Source organism: Achromobacter sp. ES-001, from assembly GCF_019448355.1.
In the GTDB taxonomy this organism is placed as follows: domain Bacteria; phylum Pseudomonadota; class Gammaproteobacteria; order Burkholderiales; family Burkholderiaceae_B; genus Achromobacter; species Achromobacter spanius_B.
This window is the reverse complement of record NZ_CP079940.1, coordinates 560133-582157: the sequence shown is the minus strand read 5'-3', so window position 1 is coordinate 582157 and position 22025 is coordinate 560133. Positions and strand designations below refer to the sequence as shown.

Below are 22025 nucleotides of genomic sequence, written 5' to 3'. Positions count from 1 at the left end.
GGAGAAGCCGGGCCGCACGTATCACGGCGCTGGCAGGGTATCCAGATATCGTTGCAGGATAACAGCCGCTGCCATCGCGTCGTCGGCGGCGTGCGTGCCCAGCAGCCGCTGCGCTTCCATGCTGGAACCGCGTTCGTCGACCAGTTCAACGGCGATGCCGAAGCGGCCGTGCAGTTGGTTGGCGAAGCGGCGGCAGCGCGCGGTGGCGGGTTGTTCGCCGCCATCGGCGTCAAGCGCCAGCCCTACCACCACACGGTGCGGCTGCCATTCCTGCAACAGCGCCGCGATGCGGCCAAAGCGCGCATCGCGGATTTCACTGAAGATGATTTCCAGCGGGCGCGCCTGGCGCGTCAGCGTGTTGCCGATGGCGATGCCGATCTTTTTTTCGCCGAAGTCAAAACCAAGCAGTGTTTCTTCAGGCATGGCCCGCATCGCCCGCCAGCATGACCGGATCGATGCCCAGCAGCTTGAGCGCGGCCGGGTAGCGGTCTTCGGCGGGTACGTCGAAGATGATGTGATCGTCGGCGCCGACGCTGAGCCACGCGTTCTGGCCCATCTCGCTTTCCAGCTGCCCCGCGCCCCAGCCGGCATAACCCAGCGTGACCAGCATGCGTTCGGGGCCGTTGCCGTCGGCCACGGCTTGCAGCACGTCGCGCGAGGTGGTCAGCGCCATGGCGCCCATCTTGATGCTGGAGCTGTAGTCGCCGGCGGGCGCGTGCAGCACGAAGCCGCGGTCGGTCTGGACCGGGCCGCCGAAATAAACCAGCGTGTCTTTGACGGGGCCGATTTCAAGCGTCAGTTCGATGCGCTCGAACAAGGTGCCCAGCGTCAGGTCGGTAGGCCGGTTGATGACCAGCCCCAGCGCGCCGCGCTCGGTGTGTTCGCACACGTAGATGACCGAGCCGGCCAGGCTGCCCTCGACCATGCCGGGCATGGCGATCAGGAACTGGTTGGCAAAGTTGGCCGCCTGCGTGGTGGCGGATTCGTGGTGTTTTTCCGTCATGGCAACCCCTTTGGGTAGTCTGAAAGAACCGTCGACGTGGCACACGGCGGCGTGGCCAGCTTGCCTGTCGGCAGACCGTCGTCGGTTGCGTTGGATGGGGCGATGCCCCATCTTACGAGCCCTGGCGGAATGGGTCAGCGGGTCGGGTTCAGATTTCCATCAATTCGAAATCCTCTTTCCGGGCGCCGCATTCGGGACAGACCCAGTTCGGCGGCACGTCTTCCCAGCGGGTGCCGGGCGCGATACCTTCGTCGGGGAGGCCGGCCTCTTCGTCATAGACCCAGCCGCAAATCAGACACATCCAAGTACGCATAGTTCTCTCTTACATCAATTCCCGACCCGGTTCCCCGTGGCGGGGCAAAGGTGGGGGGCTTCCATTAGAATGGGGACAATCTTACCGAAACCCAATAGGGGTTCCCCTGATTCACCTCAAAATGAGTCCGGGTACTCCGCTCAAAGCTCAAGCGCTGTCCACGTGGCCCCCGTTACCCCCCCTCTCGTTTTGGTCTTCGGCCCGTTTGATCCCTCGGGATCGGACGGCCTGCCCGCGGACGCCGTTACCTGCGCCCGCCTGGGCTGTCATGGCCTGGCGGCCGTGACCGCACTGACTGTGCAGGACACTGCCGGCATCGAAGAAATCCATCCCGTTTCGCCCGACCTGCTGGACGACCAGGCACGCTGCCTGCTGGAAGATATGTCCGTGCAGGCCATCAAGGTGGGCGGACTATACACCGCGGAAACGGCAAGCGTGGCCGCGCAGGTGGCCGCTGACTACAGCCAGGTGCCGCTGGTGTTGCACCTGGGCCAGCGCGCCCCGCTGCCCGCCGACGCCGCCGATGAAGACGACGCCGACGACCTCCTGGCCGCGACGCTGGAGCTGGTGCTGCCGCAGACGAATCTGCTTGTCATCGAACACCTGCGGCTGGCCCAGTGGCACGCCGACGGCGACATCGATATCGGGGACGCCCCGTCCCCCATGCACGCCCTGGTGGCGGCGGGCGCGCAGTGGGTGTTGGTGCTGGGCAGCCCGCAGCGGCCCGGCCACTTCGCCAACGTGCTGCTCGGCCCCAGCGGCCAGACCCACACCTGGCCCTGGCAGACCCCGCCCGACCGCAACGGCGACGCCGGCGGCCTGGCCGCCACAGCCATCACCGCCATGCTGGCGCGCGGGCTGGACATGCCGGAAGCCGTGCGCCAGGGCCTGGCGCATGCCGATGCCTCGGTGGCCGCCAGCTTCCTGCCGGGCATGGGCCGGCGCATTCCCAACCGGATCCAACCGCAATGAAACCCCTGCGCTTTCCTTCCGGCCTGTACGGCGTAACGCCCGAATGGGACGACACCGACCGCCTGCTGCAAGCCGTGCGCAAGGCCGCTGAGGGCGGCATGCGCTCCCTGCAATTGCGCCGCAAGAACGTGCCCGACGCCGTGCGTGCGGCGCAAGCGCGCGCCCTGGCGCCGCTGTGCCGCGAGCTTGGCGTGGTGTTCCTGATCAACGACGACTGGCGCCTGGCGCTTGACGTGGGCGCCGACGGCGCGCACGTCGGCCGCGACGACGAAAGCCTGGCGCACATCCGCGCCGAAGCCGGCCCCGACCTGATTCTGGGCGGCTCCAGCTACGACGACCTGACCCGCGCCCGCGAACTGCTGGACGCCGGCGCCGACTACATCGCCTTTGGCGCCATGTTCGCGTCCACCGTCAAGCCGGACACCGTGCGCGCGCCGCTGTCGGTGCTGACCGAAGCGCGCCGCCTCGTCGACGAGCGCGACGCGCCCCGGCCCGCCGTGGTCGCCATCGGCGGCATCACGCCCGACAACGCGCCGCTGGTGGCCCAGGCCGGCGCCGACGCCATCGCCGTCATCACCGCCCTTTTCGAAGCGCCCAGCATCCGTGCCGCCGCGGTGGCCTGCTCCGCGCCCTATTCCGCCAACCCTCTTCGCAAGCCTTGAACGCCATGTCCCGTAACGAACAGCTTTTCGATCGCGCCTGCCGCAGCATCCCCGGCGGCGTCAACTCGCCCGTGCGCGCCTTCCGCTCCGTGGGCGGCACGCCGCGCTTCATCAAGCGCGCGCAAGGGCCGTACGTGTGGGACGCGGACGACAAGCAGTACATCGATTACGTGGGTTCGTGGGGCCCCGCCATCCTGGGCCATTCGCACCCTGAAGTGGTGCGCGCGGTGCAGGAAGCGGCCGTCAACGGCTTGTCGTTCGGCGCCCCCACCGAAGCCGAAATCGATCTGGCCGAAGTGCTGATCTCGCGCCTGCCCTCGCTGGAGCAGGTGCGCCTGGTCAGCTCGGGCACCGAAGCCACCATGACGGCCATCCGGCTGGCGCGCGGCGCCACCGGCCGCGCCAAGATCGTGAAGTTCGAAGGCTGCTATCACGGGCACTCCGACAGCCTGTTGGTCAAGGCCGGTTCGGGCCTGCTGACCTTCGGCAACCCCAGCTCGGCCGGGGTGCCGCCGGAATTCGTGTCGCACACGCTGACCCTGGAATACAACAACCTGGATGCCGTGCGCGAAGCCTTCGCCCAGCACGGCGCCGACATCGCCTGCATCATCGTCGAGCCGGTTGCCGGCAACATGAACCTGATCAAGCCCGCGCCCGGCTTCCTGGAAGGGCTGCGCGAAGTTTGCACCCAGCACGGCGCGCTGCTGATCTTTGACGAAGTAATGACGGGTTTCCGCGTGGGTCCGCAAGGCGTGCAGGGGCTGACCGGCGTCAAGCCGGACATCACCACGCTGGCCAAGGTGATCGGCGGTGGCATGCCGGTGGGCGCCTTCGGCGGCAGCGCCGACGTCATGAAGCACATCGCCCCGCTGGGCGGCGTCTACCAGGCGGGCACGCTGTCGGGCAACCCGGTGGCCGTGGCCGCCGGCCTGGCCACGCTGCGTTTGATTGCCGCGCCCGGCTTCTATGACAAGCTGGCCGCGCAAACCGCAAAGCTGGCCCAGGGCCTGCAAGAACGCGCTCGCGCCGCCGGCCTGGCGTTTTCGGCCGACTCGGTGGGCGGCATGTTCGGCATTTACTTCAGCAACACGATCCCGACGTCGTTCGCCGAAGTCTCGCAATGCGATACCGCCGCGTTCAACCGCTTCTTTCACGCCATGCTGGATCACGGCGTGCACTTCGCGCCGTCGGCATTTGAAGCGGGCTTCGTGTCGGCCACGCACGACGACGCGGTGATCCAGTCCACGCTGGATATCGCTGAAAAGGTCTTCGCCGCCATCTAGGCATCCGGGCGGCACGGGCGCCGGGCGGCAAGCCTGGCGCCGGTTTTTGTTCAGGGCGTTTTGTAGTGCTCGTACAGGGCCGTCACGTCCCGCACATACGCCTGCGTTTCGGCATACGGCGGCACCGCATCGTATTTGCGCACCGCCCCTTCCCCCGCGTTGTACGCCGCCAGCGCCAGATCCAGCCGGCCGGGATACTGGTCGATCAGCCGACGCAGATGGCGCGAGCCCGCCCGCACATTCGTTGCCGGGTCCACCAGGGCGCGCTCGATATCGTCCACCGCCAGCACCGACGCCGCCGTCGCGGGCATCAGCTGCATCAAGCCCAGCGCGCCCTTGGGCGAACGCGCATCGCTACGAAAACCCGATTCAATCGCAATGACCGCCGTCAGCAAGGCGCGGTCCACGCCCGAGTCCTGGGCGGCCCGTTCGATCAGGCCATCGTGCGCGGTGGGCATGGCCTCGCCCCAGCGCAGCGCGCGTGATGTCGGCGCCAGCGCGGCCAGGCGGGCGCCGTCGCCGGCTTGCGGCGCGCAGTCCAGACAGACCTTCATGCCGTTGCCCCGCCACGCCGTCCGCGTCTGCGCCCGCTTGTAATGCTTGGCATAGCCGGTCGGCACCTTCATGGCGCGCCAGACGCCGTAGGGGTCCTTGTAGCGGTAGATCTCGGCAGCCTGCGCGGGGCGCGAGGGCGCCAGCGCCAGAGCGCCCAACGCAATCGCCATCAGCACCGCCATGCCGCCCGCACGTGCCACAAAGGCGTTGAAGGCCAGCGGAATGGGTCGGTGTCGAGGGTCCATGGTTGGGGCTCCGGCGGCGTCCAAAGACGCGTTGGCGAGCCCCTATGCTGCGGCGGTCGACCCGGTTTGTCGCTAGGCCCTACGCCCTAGTCCCTTGCCCGAGGACGCGCCCGCTGGGAACCTGGGGGACATACCTAGGACATACGGCGGACGCGAAGCTCAATATGTCGTAATATTTCGATTATTTTCCAAATGAATGAACCTGGCCGATCGTGCCAGGCACGGAGAGGCAAAGATGGACGCAGAAAACACGCTCCAGCTGGTGCTGGAAGCCAGCACCAACGTCCTGACGGCAATCTACACGCCGCCCCCACGCCAGGCCCCCTCTGCCCAAGACCCCGCCCAATCCTCTGCCGACGCCGGCCCAGACGCCGCGTCCGACTCGCGCTCCGCCTGCGCCGACGGCGACGCCGATGCGCAGCAGGCCGACGCCGACCTGGCCGTCGAAGCCGAACCCGCCCCGCCCTTCAATACCGACATCCCCAGCTGGGACACGCTGACCGCCGCCGCCGTCGCCAACGGCTGGGGCGCCGAAGCGCTGGACAACCACGCCGTGCTGGCCTTTATCGACCGCTGCCGCACCGCCACCGAACCGGTCCAATTCCCGGTGGGCATGGTGGTGGACGGCGCGTTCGAGCTGGAACTGGACCCCAACCGCATGACCGCGCTGCTGACGCTGCACCCGCCCAAGGGCGGCAAGCCGGTCACGCTGGACACGCTGCGCCAGGCCGTGGCCGACCGCGGCATCGTGCACGGCGTGCTCGACCAGGCGCTGGCCGAGGCCGTTGAAAAGGGTACGCGTGAAACCGTGGTCATCGCCCGGGGCACGCCGCCCACGCGCGGCACCCCCACCCGCTTCGAAAGCCTGCTGGACCGCCTGAAACCGCGCGCGCAGGAAATCGATGAGTTGGCGCAGGTGGACTACCGCGACCTGGGCAGCCTGCTGCTGGTATCGCCCGGCACGCCCTTGATGCGCCGCATACCGCCGCTGCCCGGCGTGGACGGCGTCACCGTGCTGGGCGAACCGGCCTTGCCCGATGAACTGCCCGACACCCCGTTTTCCCGCGACCTGTCGGGCGTCGAGGTGGACCCCGAAGATCCGCTGCTGCTGCGCGCCACCATTGCGGGCACGCCCACCTTGATCAGCCACGGCGTGCAGGTGAACCCGATGGTCGAGGTAGACGCCGTCAACCTGTCCACCGGCAACATCACCTTTGAAGGCTCGCTGCAAGTGCGCGGCGACATCGCCGCCACGATGGAAGTCCGCGTGACGGGCGACGTCGTGGTCAATGGCACCATCGAAGCGGCCCTGGTGGAAGCCGGTGGCAGCGTCACGGTCAAGGGCGGCATCATCGGCATGGCGGAAGCCTTGCAGGACCCGACCGCCACCGCGCGCACCGCGCACATCGTCTGTGGCGGCATGCTGCGCGCCAAGTTCATCGAAAACGCGATCATCAGCGCCGGGCAGGACGTCGAAGTGGAACGCGAGATCCGCCAGAGCAGCATCGCGGCAGGCGGCAGCGTCCACGTCGGGCCGCCCAACACGCAGCAAAGCGCCATCACCGGCGGCCAGATCCGCGCGCTGAACGCCGTGCGCGCCGGCACCATCGGTTCACCGTCGGGCATCCCCACCCTGGTCCAAGCCGGGCTGGACCCGCACGCCGACATCAAGCGTTCCGCGTTGACGCGCAAGCGCCTGAAGATGAACGAGGAAAAGGCCAAGCTGGAACAGCTGCTGATGTTCTTGCAGGCTAATCCGCAACGCGCCCCGGGCGACGTGGTCGAGCGCGCGCGCAACACCCACGTCAAGCTCAGCGGCGACTTGATCGCCCTGGACGAGGAAGAGGGGCAACTGGTGCGCGACCTGCAACCGCTGCACACCGCCACCGTCACCGCTACCCGCCGCTTTTGCAGCGGCGCGAAGATTCAGCTGGGCAACAAGGTGCAGGAATTCCTGGAAGACCAGGTGGGCGGCAAGGCCGGTCTGGAAGAAGGCGAGATCGTTATCCGCTAGCTCGGCTCGGCCGGCTCAGGGTGCCAGTTCCTTGAACCACACGCGCGGCGAAATGCCACGGTCGGGGCCCAGGATGGAAAAGCCGCCGTCCACCGGGATGTCCACACCCGTCATCCACGAGGCCGCGTCCGAGCACGCGAAGCACACGGCGGCGGCAATTTCGTCGCCCGACCCCACCCGGCCCAGCGGATGAAAATGCGCCCCCACGGCGTCCGCCGCCTGGCGCGATCCGCCCGACAGCTGTTCAACGGACGGCGACCACGTCCACGCCGGCGACACCGCCAGCACGCGCACGCCGGCCGGCGCCAATTCCACCGCGAAGTTCTTGGTGATTTGCAGCATGGCCGCCTTGGATGCCGGATACAGCGCGCGCCCGGCCGCGCCGAACTTGCCGCCCGTGCTGCCCATGTTGACCACCACGCCCCCGCGCGGCAAATGCGGCGCGGCCAGCTGCGTGAAGATGGCGGCGGACACCAGGTTGGTGTCCAACGTGGCGTGCCATTCGTCGCGAGATGACGCCAGCCCGCGGTCGGCGTACTGGCAGGCGTTGTTCACCAGAATGTCCAGCCGGCCAAAGCGCGCCAGCGCGGCGTCGATGCAGCGCTGAATCTGCGCATCCTCGCCGATGTCGGTTTCGCAATACAGCGCGCGCCCGTCCAGTTCTTGCGCCAGTACCTGGCCGGCCGGTGCGTTGCGCCCCACCAGCACCACGTTGGCGCCCGCCGCCGCCAGGCCGCGCGCAATGTCCGCGCCCAGGCCCTGCGTGCTGCCGGTGATGATGGCGGTCTTGCCGGCCAAGCCGGGAAAGCCTGAAAAGTCCATGAAGAATCCTTGATCAATGCGGCGCGGCTGCCCAGCGCATCGCTTGCGCCACCGAACCCGTTTGCGCAATCAGCCGCATGCTGGCCAGCGAGGCCTCATGCACGGACAGGTCGGCGGACGCGCACGCGTCCTCGGCCACCATCACCTCAAAACCAATATCGGCGGCGTGGCGCACCGTGCCTTCCACCACCGAATGCGTGGCCACGCCGGCCACCACCAGCCGGCGCGCGCCGATCACGCGCAGCGTTTCCTCTAGCGGCGTGCCGTAGAAGGCGCTGATGCGGGTGTGCTTCACCACGAACTCGCGCGGGCTTGCCGCCACGGGTTGCAGCCCGTCGTAGAACTCGCTGCCCCACTGGCCCTCTGGCACCGCGCCAATGGACGCCACGTTGCGAAAGATGGCGCAGTTGGGCAGCAGGTCGGCGTAGTCCGGACGAAACGCAATGCGCACGTGCACGATGGGCAACGATCGCGCGCGCGCACCGTCCAGCAGCGCCGCCGCGTTATCGAGCAGGCGCTGGCGCGCGCCGTTGTCCGCATCCAGCCCGACGCGGATCTTGCCGTCGGGATGCAGCACGTCGTTCTGGTAGTGCAGCGCCAGCACCGCGGTCTCCGCCAACATCACACGAACACCTCGAACACATCGTGCACGTCGTCGCAATTGACCAGGTCCACGCGCTTCATGCGGATGCGCCAGCTGTCGCCTTCGGCGGCCAGCTTGTGCGTGTAGCGGCCCGCCAGCTGGCGCGGCTGGCGCTTGCGCCATTCGGTCATCTGGAACGCGGAATGCACCACCAGGTTGCCGCCCGCGTCCACGCCTTCCACCTGCACCCCGCCCACCAGCCGCACGCTGCGCGTGGGCGGCTGCTGCGACCAGTTGCGCGGATGCTCCAGCCGCCGGATGCGCACGTCGCGCAGCATGCGGTCTTCCCAGAACAGCGAGATATGGTCGTACGGGCTTTGCTGCCCGTGCACGCGCGGCATCCAGTACATGCCGTCCTGCGTCCACAGCGCCTGCCAGTCGTCGTAGCGGCGCTCGTCCAGCAGCCGGGCCTCGCGATACAGGAACTGCGCGATGCGGTGATACGCATCGGCGGGCACCTCGGCGGGCGACAGGTCGGCCGTGCCGACATCGAAATCCAGGTCTAGCAGCATGCGCCTTCTCCCGTGGCGGGCGCGTGCGACGCCGCGCCGGCTTCCATGTAGGTCTTCCACGCGCGGAACTGGTTGCGCATGGGCAGTTCGCTGGTGCCGTTGACGGACACCATGCCGTCCGCGTCGCTGCGGTCGCTACCGTGATAGCGGTGCATGCTGACCCATTCGCCGCCGCGCGTGGCGTTGCCTTCCTGACAGCGGTTGTAGAGCTCGATGTCGTCGGGCATGACGTTGGACGACGGCGAATTGATGACGTTGGCGTACAGCATCGCGCGCTTGAAGACGCCGTCGGGCGCGCCCTTGCAGCGGAACGTCTGGATTTCGATCAGCGTGCGGTCCACGGCGATGGGACGGATCACGCGAAATTGCTGAAACACCGTGTGAGGCGAGCCGCTGCCGTAGATGACGGTGTTGTGGCGGTTCATGCCCAGGATTTCACGCGCGCGGTCTTCACCATACGCGGCGCTCAGGGTGTCGAAGTGCGCGCGCGATACCGGGTCGCGTTCGGCGGCGCCGGGGTTGAAGATGCCTTCCATATAGCCGTGGCCGTTGTCGTAGGCGCGCAGCTCCAGCTTTTCCCAGAATTCGTAGGGCTCGCCGTTGCCGTCCATGATGTGCAGCTCAAGCGGCATTTCGCCCATTTCCTTGGCCTCGTCGCGCGCGGCGGCGTAGGACGATTCGTGCGTGACGCGGGCGTGCATGGTGTCATGCAGGTTTTCGTAGAACACCTTCCAGTTCGACCGCTGCATCACGCGGAAAATGCCGCCGGCCACTTCCACCTCGCCCACCGGCGAGCGGTCGCACAGGTTGTCGATGGACGAGCGCACGCCGCCCAGGAAGTCGACCAGCGCCGGGCCTTCCTTGGCCTGGCTGGCGAACACGAAGCCGCGATAGCTTTCCACGCGCGCCAGGCGGCGCATCGAGAACGCCGGGTCGGTGGGGTCATACGACGTACCTTCCAGGCCCTGCTTGAGCGGCACGCCCAGATGGCTGCCGTCCAGCTTGAACGTCCAGGCGTGGTATGGGCAGCGGAAGAACTTGCCCACGCAGCCCTCGCCGTCCGCCACCACCTTGGCGCCCTTGTGCGGGCAGCGGTTGTACAGCACGTGCACGCGGCCATCGGACGCGCGCACCATCAGCACGTCCTGGTCGCCCACGCGGGTGGTGTGATAGTCGCCCGTCTTGGGCACCTGGCTTTCATGGCCCACGTAGATCCAGGCGCGGCCGTAGATGCGTTGCATCTCCAGGTCGAAGATGGCCGGATCGGTGTAGACGCCTCGGTGCACGCTGTCGCCGCGCACCATCTCGGACAGTTGTTGGTCGGTGTAAGACATCAGGCGCTCCTACTTGTTCTCGCTGTCTTTCCAACGCGCCATCAGCGTGTTGGACGGCAGGGTTTCATCCAGCAACTTGGCGGCGGTCTCGCGGCCCGCCACCGGCAAGCCGGTGGGGTCCAGCAGGCCCACCTGCACCAGCACGCTGGCCTGGTCCCAATAGATGTGCTCGTGATAGAGCTTGTCGCCCCGGAACTTCACCACGGCAAGCAGCGGAATTTCCACGGTGCGGCCGGTGGGCGGCACGCCGGGCAGCATCCAGTCGATCTCGGTGGTGTGCGTGAAGCAGAACAGCAGTTCGTCCACGATCTGGGTGGCGCCCACGGTACGCGACAGCGGAATCAGGCGCGTGTCGGGCGGGTTGCCGTTGACGAAATGGTGCTGGTAGAAACGTGACAGTTCCTTGTGGCCCACGCCGCCCGTCATGGTGGGGATGTGGTTCACGTAGGGTTCGGCCACCATCGTCGCCATCGTGGCGGCCACGTCGCGCGTGCCGAATTCGTATTCGCAGTGCTTGTCCCACAAGTACGAATAATCGAACTCGGGGCCGATGGCGCGTTGCAGCGCGGCCATGCTGCGCTGGTGCGCCATCAACGCGGCGGGCTTGTCGTAGTGATCGCCGCCCGTGCGCGCAAAAGCGTGGTCCATGCCCGGGTACACGTACAGCTCGACGCCGGGCTTGCCCCCCAGCGCGTCCAGGATGCGCTGGCGCGCGGCGGGCGGACAGAAACCGTCCTGCTCGGCAATGTGCAGCACCAGGCGGCCGCGCAGGTTGGCGGCTTCGTCCAGGCTGTCTTCGATGCCCACGCCGTAATACCCCACGGCCACGTCCACATCGGTGCGGCAGGCGGCCAGATAGGCCAGCTTGCCGCCCAGGCAATAGCCCAATACGCCGACGCCGCCCTGCTGCTCGGGCAAGTCGCGCAGCAGGGTGATGGTGGCGGCAATGTCCTTTAAGCCCTGCTCGACGTCAAAGCCCTGATACAGCTCGAACGCGCGCGGCATGTCGGCCGGGCCGTCGGTCAGTTCAATGCCGGGTTGCTGGCGCCAGAACAGGTCGGGCACCAGCACGACGTAGCCCTCTTCGGCCAGCAGCTGCGCGGCGCGGCGCATGAAGTCGTTCACGCCGAAGATTTCCTGGCACAGCACCAGCCCCGGGCCATGGCCCGAGGCGGGCACGGCCAGATAGGCGCTGAAGGTCTTGCCGTCGTGCGAGGGAACGGTCACCTCGCGCGTCGTGATGGATGGGGTCATGCGGTTCTCCTGTGTTGCAACGTGCCCGCGGCGCGATTGCCGTGGCGGCCGGCGCCTATTTCATCTGGCAGGCGGCGGCGAACGGGTCCTGGTACTGCGTCAGCACCGTGCCCGACAGCTTGTTGGCCAGCTTGCCGTCCGCGCCCGCCTCAACGACGCGCAGGTAGTAGTTCTGGATGGGGTATTGGTTGCGGTTGAACTTGAAGTCGCCCCGCACCGATTTGAAATCCGCGCGCCGCAGCGCCGGGCGCAGCGCGTCGGCGTCCAGCTTGCCGCCCGTTTGCCGCACGGCGCTGTCCAGCAGCATGGCCGCGTCATAGCCCTGCGAGGCATACAGCGTGGGCGTGCGCTTGTAGGTCTTCTTGAAGTCTTCGACGAATTTGTGGTTGGCCGGGTTGTCCAGGTCGGCGGCCCACTGCGACGTGTTGCGCATGCCCGCAATCGGCGCGCCCACCGCCGCGATGGTGTCTTCGTCACCCGAGAAACCGGGGGCCAATAGCGCGATGTCCTTGGACAGGCCCGCGCCGTTGAATTGCTTGATGAAGTTCACGCCCATGCCGCCGGGCAAAAAGAAAAACACCGCGTCGGGCTTGCTGGCGCGCAGCCGGGTAATCTCTACGCCGTAGTCCAATTGGCCCAGCTGCGTGTAGATCTCCTCGGACAGCCCGCCCTTGTACAGACGCTTGAAGCCGTTGAGCGATTCGCGGCCACCCGGGTAGTCGGGCGCAATCAGCGCCACGCGCTTGTAGCCCTGGTCCATGGCGTACTTGCCCATGGCGGCGGGGATGTCCTCGTTCTGCCAGGCCACCGCGAAGAAGTTGGGGTTGCAGCCGGCGCCCGCGTAGTTCTCGGGGCCCGTGTTGGTGCTGAGGTACACCGTGTTCGATTGCAAGATGGCGGGCATCACCGGCAGCAGCACGTTCGAGAACACGATGCCCGTCATGACATCCACGCGGTCGCGCTTGAGCAGGCGTTCCACCGCCTGGCGGCCCGCGTCCGCCTTCTGCTGGTCATCGGCCACGATGACTTCGGCAGGCAGGCCGCCCAGCTTGCCACCGGTATGTTGCAGCGCCAGATTGAAGCCGTCGCGGATCTCATTGCCCAGCGCCGACCCTGGCCCGGACAACGTCGTCAGCAACCCCACCTTGACCTTGTCGGCCGCCCCGGCGCTTGCCATGGCGGACATACAGACCAGCGCCGCCAGCGCGCGCCGGCTCCAAAGATGTTGAATCATGGGCTACCCCGTTTTCGCCGCCAGCCACGCTGGCGCAAAGCTGACAGATCCCGTCTGCCGTCGGTACACGCATGCCGCCGATCGAAGTCGCCAAGCTTACGCGCCGTGACGACGCCCTCCAATACCCGCAAGAGAGCTTGGGCTAGCGTATGCCGCCCGGGCGCGCCGCTCTATCCGTTTCCGCCCAGCCTTATCCGGGATTCACTTAATTCCAAACCCTGGACGATTAATTTATTCTGGCCCCAGATACGGGAGCGTTCCCGTTCCGGAGGCTTCCATGCACGGCTGGTCACGACGAGAACTTGCGCCGCTATTCAAGCGCCGCGTGTTCAGCTCCACGCAACAGGACGAGACACGCACGCGCGTGTCCGAAGCGCTGAAGGAACACCGGCTGACCTGGAAGGGCGGCCGCGTGGACGCCGAGCTGAACCGGGGCCGGTTTGGCGCGCTGACGGTCTGTACGTTGCGCTACGGGGCCGAAGTGCATATTGAGCCCGACCGCTTGCAGGATTTCATGCTGGTGCAGGTGCCGCTGCGGGGCCGCGCGCGCATTGAATGCGGCGACGACTGCGTGGACGCCCACCCCGATTGCGCCGCCGTCATCGCGCCGAATCGCCCGCTGCGGCTGCACTGGGAGGCCGGCTGCGAACAGCTGCTGTTGAAAATTCCACGCGGCAAGCTCGAAGCCATCGGCCGCCGCGCCTTTGGCGAGGCCGCCACCCTGCCGCTGGACTTCAGCCCCGCGCTGCGCCTGGACAACCCCGTGGGCGCGGCCTGGCGCAGCATGGTCACCAGCATGATTCACCTGCTGCCCACGCTGGATGACGGCGCCCTGCGCCCGCCCTCGGCATGGCTGGAACACCTGGAAGACACGCTGGTGCTGCACCTGCTGTACAACCAGCCCAATAGCTGGCAGTCGCACGCGGGCCAGTCGCCCCGCTTGCCGCGCCGCCTGACGCTGGCGGAATCGTATATGCGCGAGCACCTGTCGGCCCCGCTGACCTTGACCGACATCGCCCGCCACGCCGGCGCCAGCGCCACCGCGCTGACCCGCTTGTTTCAGGAACACCGGGATACCACGCCCATGATTGCGCTGCGCGCGTTGCGGCTGGACACGGCGCGACAAAAGCTCAAGACAGACGCCCACGCCAGCGTCACCGACGTGGCGCTGGGCGTGGGCTTTGGGCACTTGGGCAGGTTCTCGGAGTATTACCGGGAACGGTTTGGCGAACTGCCGCGCGAGACGCGGCGTGGGCAAGGGTAGAACGCGGCCCGGGGGCATAGCCCCCGGAATCAAGCCGCCCTTGGCCCCGGCTCAGGCGGCGGGCACCACCGCCGTCACTTCGATTTCAACCTTGGCGCGGTCCTCGACCAGGTCCGCCACTTCCACCGCCGTCATCGCCGGAAAGTGCCGGCCGATGAACTCGCGGTAGTGCTTGCCGATGGCCGGATACGCCGCCACATAGGCCTCCTTGTCGGTGACGTACCACGTCATGCGCACGATGTGTTCGGGCTTGGCGCCGCCTTCGGCCAGGATGGCGACAATGTTCGACAGCGTCTGGCGGACCTGGTCCGCCAGATCATCCGATTCGAATTGCTGCTGCCCATTCCACCCCACCTGCCCGCCCACGAACACGAGCTTGCTGCCCACCGTCATTTCGGTAAGCACACCATTCGAATAGCCCCGGGGCGCCATCCAATCCGGCGGTTGCAGAATCTTCATAACGTCTCATCCTATTTATAAAAAACAAACGACTGGGTGGTCTCGCGGCGTCAGGCCGCGGGAACCAGATAAGCCTGCATGCGTTCCCGCAGGTCCGCAGGCATGGGCATGGACTTCATCGTCCGTAAATCCACCGTCACGATCGTCAGCGTGGCCGACAAGCGCAACTGTCCGTCCGGCCCTTCAAAGCGCACCAGCGCCTTGAACGACGCGCCGCCGATACGCTGGACTTCAAGCGTTTGGCGCAGGCGTTCATGCCAGCGGCTGGGCGCGCTGAAATCGCACGTCACCGACGCCATGGGCGTGCCGATATGCCGGTCCACATGCAGGGCATGGAAAGGCAGGCCCATGCCCTTGTCGAACCATTCTTCGACAAAGTCATTGATCATTTCGAAATAGCGGGGGTAGAACACAATGCCCGCCGGGTCGCAATGACGAAAGCGGACTTCTACCTGGCTGGTGAATGCTGCGGCCATGATGAGTTCCTGAGTTTCTGATTTCCTGATTTCCCGACTTCGCGTTCAAGCCATCTTGCGCAGCGCGAAGCGTTGCAGCTTGCCGGTTTCGGTACGGGGCAATGCGGCCACGAATTCAATGGCGCGCGGATATTTGTACGGGGCGATGCTGGCCTTTACGAACGCCTGCATGTCGGCCACCAACGCATCGCTGGCCGTGTAGCCGGGCTTGAGCACCACAAACGCCTTGACCAACTGGCCGCGCTCGTCGTCCTGCGCGCCGACCACGCCGCACTCGGCCACGGCTTCGTGGCGCAGCAGCGCGTCTTCCACTTCCGGCCCGGCGATGTTGTAGCCGGCCGAGACAATCATGTCGTCGTTGCGCGCCTGATAGTACAGATAGCCGTCATCGTCCTGCATGAAGGTGTCGCCCGGCAGATTCCAGCCCTGCTGTACAAACCGGCGCTGGCGCTCGTCGGCCAGGTAGCGGCAGCCGGTGGGGCCTTTGATGGCCAGTCGGCCGACCGTGCCGTTGGGCACCGGCTTCATATCGTCGTCCACCACTTGCGCCACATAGCCCGGCACCACCTTGCCGATGGCGCCGCGCTTGACGGCCTCGGGCGGGCTGGACACGAACACATGGATCATTTCGGTGCCGCCGATGCCATCGATCATTTCGATGCCGCTGGCCTGCTTCCACAACTGACGCGTGGCGTCCGGCAACGCTTCGCCCGCCGACACGCTTTTCTTCAGCGACGACAAATCAAACTTGCCGACCAGCGCGGCCATCTGGCGGTAGAACGTGGGCGCGGTGAAAACGATGGTGGCGCGGAAGTCCTGGATCAGCTCAAGCAGGCTTTCCGGCGACAGCTTTTCCGCCAGCACCGTGCTGGCGCCCACGCGCAGGGGAAAGCACAGCAGCCCGCCCAGGCCAAACGTGAAGGCCAGCGGCGGCGTGCCGCAGAAGATATCGTCGGGGCCAGGCTTGATCACATGCTTGGGGAACAGGTCGCACATCGCCAGCACGTCGCGATGAAAGTGCATGCAGCCCTTGGGCGAGCCCGTGGTGCCGCTGGTAAAGGCGATCAGGCACACGTCGTCGGCGGCGGTATCGCAAGCGGTGAAATCGTCGGGCTTGGTGGCGGCCAGCGCGTCCAGCGCATCGGGCGCGGCGTCATTGAAAAACATGACCTGCGTCAGCTGCGGGCAATGATGCTCGTGGTCGGGCTGCGCGCAGAACTGCGCTTCTTCCTTCAGGCGTGCATCGCACAGCACCGCCTGGATCTGCGCCTTTTCGATGATCTGCTTGAGTTCCTTGGCGCGCAGCAGCGGCATCGTCGGCACCGTCACCAGCCCCGCCTTGATCGCGGCCAGCCAGGCCGCCGCCATCATCGGGTTGTTCGGGCCGCGCAGCAGCAGACGGTTGCCGGGCGCGAGGCCCATGTCCTCGGTCAGCACGCGCGCAATGCGGTTGGTCAGCGCGGCCAGCTCGCGATAGCTCATCGTGGCTTGCTTGTCGCCGTCGCGCCAGCGCAGCGCAACGCGATCGCCAAAGCCGCGATCGGCCATGGCATCCACCAGTTCAACAGCGCAATTGAACCGCTTGGGGTAGGCCACGTCGGGGCCATCAAGCAGGAACTCGGGCCATTGATCGCCCGGGGGTAGATTGTCCCGGGCAAAGGTGTCGATGTGGGCGGATACTTCCATGAAATTCCCCTTGATGTGCGATGCGGTGCGGTGTGGTTTTTTCTTGCTGGAAGGCGAGGGCTCGATGGCCCCTTACGACTTCAACAATTCACGGGCAATGATCAACTTCTGCACTTCGGTGGCGCCTTCGTAAATACGCAGCGCTCTGATTTCCCTGTAAAGCTTCTCCACCGGCATCCCCGATACCACGCCCGCGCCGCCAAACATCTGCAAGGCGCGGTCGATCACGGTCTGCGCCGATTCCGTGGCCGTCATCTTGGCCATCGCGGCTTCGCGCGTGGTGCGCAGCTTTTGCACGTCGCGCATCCACGCGGCGCGATACGTCAGCAACGCCGAGGCGTCGATGGCGGTCGCCATGTCGCCCAGCGCGGCTTGCGTCAGTTGCAGGTCGGCCAGCGTCTGGCCGAACATGCGGCGCGACTTGGCGCGCGCCAGGCCTTCGTCCAGCGCGCGGCGCGCAAACCCCAGCGCCGCCGCCGCCACCGAGGCGCGAAAAATATCCAGCGTCATCATGGCCAGCTTGAAGCCCTGGCCCGCATCGCCCAAACGATGCGAGGCCGGCACGCGGCAGTTGTCGAACGTGATCGTGGCCAGCGGGTGCGGCGCGATCAGTTCGATGCGTTCGCTGACGTCAAACCCCGGTGTGTCGGCATCCACCACAAAGGCACTGATGCCGCGCGCGCCCGGCGCCTCGCCGGTGCGGGCAAACACCACGTAGAAATCCGCGATGCCGCCGTTCGAGATCCACGTCTTGGTGCCGTTCAGTACGTAGTGGTCGCCTTCCTGCCTGGCTTCGCAGGCCAGCGCGGCCACGTCGGAACCGGCATCGGGTTCCGACAGCGCAAAGGCGGCAATGGCTTCGCCCCGCGCCACGCGCGGCAGGTAGCGTTGGCGCAATTCGTCCGAGCCCATCAACGAGATGGCGCCGCTGCCCAGCCCTTGCATCGCAAAGGCAAAATCCGCCAAGCCTTCGTGGCGCGCAAACGTTTCGCGCAGGATGCACACGGCGCGCGAATCGACTTCCGGCAGCGCGCCGCCCCAGGCACCGCCCGGGCCGCCCGCCACCGCGTAGCGCAACCAGCCGGCCTGGCCCATGGCCTTGACCAGCTTCTTGCACGCGGCGTCCGCGTCGTGATGATCAACGTCGCCCAGCGACGCCTCGCACCAGGCGTCCACCTCGTGCGCCAGCTTGCGGTGCGCATCGTCAAAAAAAGGCCAGTCCAGCCAGCTTGCGTCACGCATCATCAGTTCCCCTCGAAGACCGGCTTTTGCTTGGCCACGAAGGCCTCGTAGGCGCGATGGAAGTCGCGCGTCTGCATGCAGATGGCCTGGGCCTCGGCTTCAGCCTCGATGGCCTCGTCCACACCCATGTTCCATTCCTGATGCAGCAACTTCTTGGTGACGCCATGCGCGAACGTCGGGCCGGCGGCCAGTTGCGCGGCCAGCGTCTGCGCGGCTTCGGCCAGCTTGGCCGAATCATGCAGCGCGTTAAAGAAACCCCAGCTGGCGCCTTCGTCCGCCGTCATGGCGCGGCCGGTGTACAGCAATTCGGATGCGCGGCCCTGGCCGATCATGCGCGGCAGCAAGGTGCACGCGCCCATGTCGGCGCCCGCCAAACCCACGCGGGTGAACAGGAACGCTGTGCGCGCGGCCGGCGTGCCCAAACGCATATCGGCGGCCAGCGCCACCATGGCGCCCGCACCCGCGCACACGCCATCCACCGCCGCCACGATGGGCTGCGGGCAGGCGCGCATCGCCTTGACCAGGTCGCCCGTCATGCGGGTGAAGTCCAGCAGCTCGGGCATGCTCATCTTTGTCAGCGGCCCGATAATCTCGTGCACATCGCCACCCGAGCAGAAGTTGCCGCCCGCGCCCGTCACCACCACGACCTTCACGTCGGTGGCATACACCAGCGAACGGAACAGGTCGCGCAGTTCGGCGTACGAATCGAACGTCAACGGGTTCTTGCGTTCGGGCCGGTTCAGCGTGACCGTGCCGATCTTGCCGTCGGCCGACACCTCCCACAGAAACGTCTGCGCCTGATAGCCGGCCAGCGGACGCTTGTGGTGCTTCATGGTGTGCTCTTCGGACTGCTTGCTCATGGTGTCTCCGTTCGTTATCCAGGGGTTGATGGGGCGCCGGCCTAGCCGGTCATCACTTCGCCGCCGTCCACGGCGATCGCCTGCCCGTTGACCGAGGCAGAGGCCGGCAACGCCAGCCATGCCACCGTTTCGGCCACTTCCTCGGGCTGCACCAGGCGGCCCTGCGGGTTGCGTTCGGCCAGTTTGGCGCGAGCGGCGTCCGGCGTCATGCCGGTCTTGTCGACGATATTGGCCACCGCGCCGCGCACGATGTCGGTCTCGGTGTAGCCCGGGCACACCGCGTTCACGGTGACGCCCTTCTGCGCGGTTTCCAGCGCCAGTGAACGGGTCAGCCCGATCACGCCATGCTTGGCGGCGCAGTAAGCACTGACATACCCATAGCCGATCAGGCCCGCCGTGCTGGCCACGTTGATAACGCGGCCCCATTTTTCTTGCAGCATGCCGGGCAACGCAGCCTGGATGCAGTGAAACGTGCCGGTCAGGTTCACCGCGATCATCTGGTGCCACAGCGCGGCGTCGGTGCGGTCAAAGCGCTGGCTGACTGCCTGGCCCGCGTTGTTCACCAACACCAGCACCGGGCCGAATTCTGCTTCTGCCTGTGCAAACGCGGCGCGTACCGACGCTTCGTCCGCGATGTCGGCGCTGACGGACTGCACCTGCCCCAACGCGGCCAGGCTATCCGTGGCCGCTTCCAGCGCCGCGCCATCACGGCCCAGCAGCGTCACGCGCGCGCCACGCGCCAGCAGCGCACGCGCGCTGGCCAGCCCGATGCCGCGCGCGCCCCCCGTCACCAAGGCGTGGCGCCCCGCCAGCGGTTGCGCAAGACTTGTCATTTGATATCCAGTTGCGCCATCGCGGCAGCGCGTTCGAAGTTGGTTTCCAGCTGGCGCTTGCCTGCAAAGTACTGGCTGGGCCAGGCCACATCGCGGTAGCCGACGCGCGCCGCTTCACGCAGCGTCCACGAGGCATCGGCCAGATGGGGACGCGCCAGTGCACACAGGTCCGCCCGGCCCGAGGCGATGATGCCGTTGGCATGGTCCGCTTCGAAAATGGCGCCCACCGCGATGGTGGGAATGCCCGCCTCGTTGCGCACGCGGTCCGCGAACGGCGTCTGGAACATGCGGCCGTAAACCGGCTTCTCTTCCTTGCTGACCTGACCCGACGAGCAGTCGATCATGTCGGCGCCCGCCGCCTTGAAGTGGCGCGCGATCTCCACCGCGTCGTCGGCCGTGATGCCGCCTTCCACCCAATCGCTGGCCGAAATGCGCACCGACATCGGCTTGTCCTGCGGCCACACCTCGCGCACCGCCTTGAAGACCTCCAACGGGAAGCGCAAGCGGTTTTCCAGGCTGCCGCCGTACTCGTCGTCCCGATGGTTCGTCAGCGGTGAAATGAAACTGGACAGCAGGTAGCCGTGCGCGCAGTGCAGCTCCAGCCAATCGAAACCGGCCGCTTGCGCGCGGCGAGCCGCCGCCACAAAGTTGTCGCGCGCATCGTCCATGTCGGCACGCGTCATCGCGCGCGGCGTCTGCGACACCCCTTCGATGTACGGCAGCGCCGAGGCCGACAGCAACGGCCAATTCCCTTCCGCCAACGGGTGATCGATCTTCTGCCAGCCCAGCTGCGTTGACCCCTTGCGGCCCGCATGGCCCAGCTGCACACCGATCCGCGCATCGCTATTGCCATGCACGAAATCCACAATGCGCTTGAACGCCTGCGTCTGCTCGTCGTTCCACAGGCCCGGGCACCCCGGCGTGATGCGCCCATCCGGCGACACGCAGGTCATCTCAACCATGACCAGCCCCGCGCCGCCCATGGCGCGCGCCCCCAGGTGCACCAGATGAAAATCACCCGGCACGCCGTCCGTGCACGAATACATCGCCATCGGCGACACCAGAATGCGATTCTTCAAGCGCACGCCGCGCACCTGATACGGCGTCAGCATCGGAATGGCCGGACGCTGACCCGGCGCCGCCGGCGCACCGGCACGTTCCGCAATCCAGCGCTCAAACCCTTCCAACCACGCCGGATCACGCAAGCGCAGGTTTTCATGCGAGATGCGCTGCGAACGCGTCAGCAACGAATACGCAAATTGCTCCGGCTCCAGTTCCGCGTAACGCTCAACGTTCTCGAACCACTCGGTGGAATTGCGCGCCGCGTTCTGAATCTTCAGCACCTCGACGCTGCGCACCTCTTCATAGTGCTTCAGCCCCGCCTCGACGCTGCCCTCGGCGCCGCTCAGGCAGCGCGCCAGCTCGATGGAATCCTCAAGCGCCAGCTTGGTGCCCGAGCCAATGGAAAAGTGCGCCGTGTGCGCCGCATCGCCCATCAGCACCACCGGCACCCGACGCTGACCGCGCGCCGTCTCCAGCGTATTCCAGTGCACCCAGGTGTTGCAGATCACCCGCGGGAAACGTATCCAGATCGCCGAGCCGCGCAGGTGCGACGCATTGCTGATCAGCGCATTGCCATCCAGCCAGGGCGCAAACAGCTTTTCGCAGTACGCAATGCCCTCTTCCTGGCTCATCTGCTCAATGCCCGCCGCCTGCCACGTCTCTTCAGGCGTCTCGACAATAAACGTCGACATGCCATCTTCGTAACGATAGGCATGCGCCTGGAACCAGCCGTGTTCCGTCTGCACGAACGCAAACGTGAACGCATCAAACACCTTCTTCGTGCCCAGCCACACAAAGCGGCAACGGCGCTGGTCAATATCCGGGTGGAACGTATCCGCGTAACGCGTACGGATCTGGCTGTTGATGCCGTCCGACGCAATCACCAGGTCCGCGTCGTACTCGCGGGCAATGGCCTGATCGTCCTGAACAAAGTTCTCGAACACCAGCTTCACGCCCACATCCTCGCAACGCGCCTGCAAGATGTTCAACAGCTTCTTGCGCCCAATCCCGATAAAACCGTGCCCGCTGCTGCGGATGCTGCGGCCCTTGAAATGGATGTCGATGTCATCCCAATGGTTGAACGCATCGCCAATGGTCTGAGCGGACACGGGATCGGCTTCACGCAAGTTCTGCATGGTGGCATCCGAAAACACCACGCCCCATCCAAAGGTGTCATACGGACGATTACGTTCGATGACCGTCACTTCGTTCGCGGGGTTCTGCAACTTCATGAGCAGACCAAAATACAGGCCGGCGGGACCGCCGCCGATGCAGACTATTTTCATTGCCGTATACG

22 protein-coding genes are annotated in these 22025 nt (G+C 66.4%); 5 read left to right on the top strand and 17 right to left on the bottom strand.

The features are described from left to right. Positions 1–21 precede the first annotated feature (21 nt). From ruvX to KYT87_RS02505, 3 genes are all read right to left on the bottom strand, one after another. On the bottom strand, positions 22–423 hold the full coding sequence (ruvX, locus tag KYT87_RS02515; RefSeq protein ID WP_046806574.1) for a Holliday junction resolvase RuvX: 402 nt from the start codon (positions 421–423) through the stop codon (positions 22–24). Beyond that, positions 416–1003, bottom strand: coding sequence for a YqgE/AlgH family protein (locus KYT87_RS02510; protein WP_219991645.1), 588 nt, complete (start codon positions 1001–1003; stop codon positions 416–418). The genes ruvX and KYT87_RS02510 overlap by 8 nt, the downstream gene beginning before the upstream one ends. Positions 1004–1151: 148 nt before the next feature. After that, positions 1152–1316, bottom strand: a complete 165-nt coding sequence (locus KYT87_RS02505) for a rubredoxin (RefSeq protein WP_003814980.1) — start codon at positions 1314–1316, stop codon at positions 1152–1154. Positions 1317–1478: 162 nt separating this feature from the next. Here KYT87_RS02505 and KYT87_RS02500 point away from each other — a divergent pair, with 162 nt between their 5' ends. The 3 genes from KYT87_RS02500 to hemL are packed head-to-tail and all read left to right on the top strand — an operon-like array spanning position 1479 to position 4233. Beyond that, a complete protein-coding gene (locus tag KYT87_RS02500) occupies positions 1479–2288 on the top strand; it encodes a hydroxymethylpyrimidine/phosphomethylpyrimidine kinase (RefSeq protein WP_104145197.1) in 810 nt (269 codons plus the stop codon). Beyond that, a complete protein-coding gene (gene thiE / locus KYT87_RS02495) occupies positions 2285–2950 on the top strand; it encodes a thiamine phosphate synthase (protein ID WP_046806557.1) in 666 nt (221 codons plus the stop codon). The genes KYT87_RS02500 and thiE overlap by 4 nt, the downstream gene beginning before the upstream one ends. Before the next feature lie 5 nt (positions 2951–2955). After that, positions 2956–4233 carry a glutamate-1-semialdehyde 2,1-aminomutase gene (gene hemL, locus KYT87_RS02490; protein ID WP_046806558.1) on the top strand — a complete coding sequence of 426 codons (1278 nt, stop codon included), beginning with the start codon at positions 2956–2958 and terminating at the stop codon, positions 4231–4233. 50 nt (positions 4234–4283) lie between these two features. On the opposite strand, the gene KYT87_RS02485 is transcribed toward hemL, so the two are convergent. Then, positions 4284–5033, bottom strand: a complete 750-nt coding sequence (locus KYT87_RS02485) for a lytic transglycosylase domain-containing protein (protein ID WP_104145199.1) — start codon at positions 5031–5033, stop codon at positions 4284–4286. Positions 5034–5268: 235 nt separating this feature from the next. On the opposite strand from KYT87_RS02485, the gene KYT87_RS02480 reads away from it, so the two are divergent. Beyond that, the gene (locus KYT87_RS02480; protein WP_219991644.1) at positions 5269–7047 is read left to right on the top strand and encodes a DUF342 domain-containing protein; all 1779 of its coding nucleotides are present in this window, start codon (positions 5269–5271) and stop codon (positions 7045–7047) included. Positions 7048–7062: 15 nt separating this feature from the next. On the opposite strand, the gene KYT87_RS02475 is transcribed toward KYT87_RS02480, so the two are convergent. From KYT87_RS02475 to KYT87_RS02450, 6 genes are read right to left on the bottom strand one after another with little or no spacing between them, the layout of a single operon-like run. Next, entirely contained in the window at positions 7063–7869 is an 807-nt protein-coding gene (locus tag KYT87_RS02475) for an SDR family oxidoreductase (RefSeq protein ID WP_046806560.1), read from the bottom strand. Between the two features lie 13 nt (positions 7870–7882). Further along, positions 7883–8491 (bottom strand): cysteine hydrolase family protein, encoded by a 609-nt coding sequence (locus tag KYT87_RS02470; RefSeq protein WP_219991643.1) that lies wholly within the window; start codon positions 8489–8491, stop codon positions 7883–7885. Then, entirely contained in the window at positions 8491–9024 is a 534-nt protein-coding gene (locus KYT87_RS02465) for an aromatic-ring-hydroxylating dioxygenase subunit beta (RefSeq protein WP_046806562.1), read from the bottom strand. Before KYT87_RS02465 ends, KYT87_RS02470 begins: the two co-directional genes overlap by 1 nt. Beyond that, positions 9015–10358 carry an aromatic ring-hydroxylating dioxygenase subunit alpha gene (locus KYT87_RS02460; RefSeq protein WP_046806563.1) on the bottom strand — a complete coding sequence of 448 codons (1344 nt, stop codon included), beginning with the start codon at positions 10356–10358 and terminating at the stop codon, positions 9015–9017. The genes KYT87_RS02465 and KYT87_RS02460 overlap by 10 nt, the downstream gene beginning before the upstream one ends. 9 nt (positions 10359–10367) lie before the next feature. Then, the gene (locus KYT87_RS02455) at positions 10368–11612 is read right to left on the bottom strand and encodes a dienelactone hydrolase family protein (RefSeq protein WP_046806564.1); all 1245 of its coding nucleotides are present in this window, start codon (positions 11610–11612) and stop codon (positions 10368–10370) included. Positions 11613–11667: 55 nt separating this feature from the next. Next, positions 11668–12846 (bottom strand): ABC transporter substrate-binding protein, encoded by a 1179-nt coding sequence (locus KYT87_RS02450; RefSeq protein ID WP_219991642.1) that lies wholly within the window; start codon positions 12844–12846, stop codon positions 11668–11670. A 277-nt stretch (positions 12847–13123) separates the two neighbouring features. Here KYT87_RS02450 and KYT87_RS02445 point away from each other — a divergent pair, with 277 nt between their 5' ends. Beyond that, on the top strand, positions 13124–14110 hold the full coding sequence (locus KYT87_RS02445; RefSeq protein WP_046806566.1) for an AraC family transcriptional regulator: 987 nt from the start codon (positions 13124–13126) through the stop codon (positions 14108–14110). Positions 14111–14161: 51 nt separating this feature from the next. Here KYT87_RS02445 and KYT87_RS02440 read toward each other — a convergent pair whose 3' ends face one another. The 7 genes from KYT87_RS02440 to KYT87_RS02410 form a co-directional block, all read right to left on the bottom strand. After that, positions 14162–14569, bottom strand: a complete 408-nt coding sequence (locus KYT87_RS02440) for a RidA family protein (protein ID WP_006217230.1) — start codon at positions 14567–14569, stop codon at positions 14162–14164. Positions 14570–14619: 50 nt separating this feature from the next. After that, a complete protein-coding gene (locus tag KYT87_RS02435; RefSeq protein WP_046806567.1) occupies positions 14620–15045 on the bottom strand; it encodes a thioesterase family protein in 426 nt (141 codons plus the stop codon). Between the two features lie 45 nt (positions 15046–15090). Further along, positions 15091–16731, bottom strand: a complete 1641-nt coding sequence (locus KYT87_RS02430; protein WP_046806568.1) for an AMP-binding protein — start codon at positions 16729–16731, stop codon at positions 15091–15093. A 72-nt stretch (positions 16732–16803) separates the two neighbouring features. Continuing rightward, positions 16804–17973, bottom strand: coding sequence for an acyl-CoA dehydrogenase family protein (locus KYT87_RS02425; protein WP_046806576.1), 1170 nt, complete (start codon positions 17971–17973; stop codon positions 16804–16806). Between the two features lie 2 nt (positions 17974–17975). After that, complete coding sequence (locus KYT87_RS02420) at positions 17976–18833, bottom strand: enoyl-CoA hydratase family protein (RefSeq protein WP_046806569.1); 858 nt, start codon at positions 18831–18833, stop codon at positions 17976–17978. Between the two features lie 41 nt (positions 18834–18874). After that, positions 18875–19666 carry an SDR family NAD(P)-dependent oxidoreductase gene (locus KYT87_RS02415; protein ID WP_046806570.1) on the bottom strand — a complete coding sequence of 264 codons (792 nt, stop codon included), beginning with the start codon at positions 19664–19666 and terminating at the stop codon, positions 18875–18877. After that, positions 19663–22014: a bifunctional salicylyl-CoA 5-hydroxylase/oxidoreductase gene (locus KYT87_RS02410; RefSeq protein ID WP_120153697.1), complete on the bottom strand. Its 2352-nt coding sequence runs from the start codon at positions 22012–22014 to the stop codon at positions 19663–19665. Before KYT87_RS02410 ends, KYT87_RS02415 begins: the two co-directional genes overlap by 4 nt. Positions 22015–22025 lie beyond the last annotated feature (11 nt).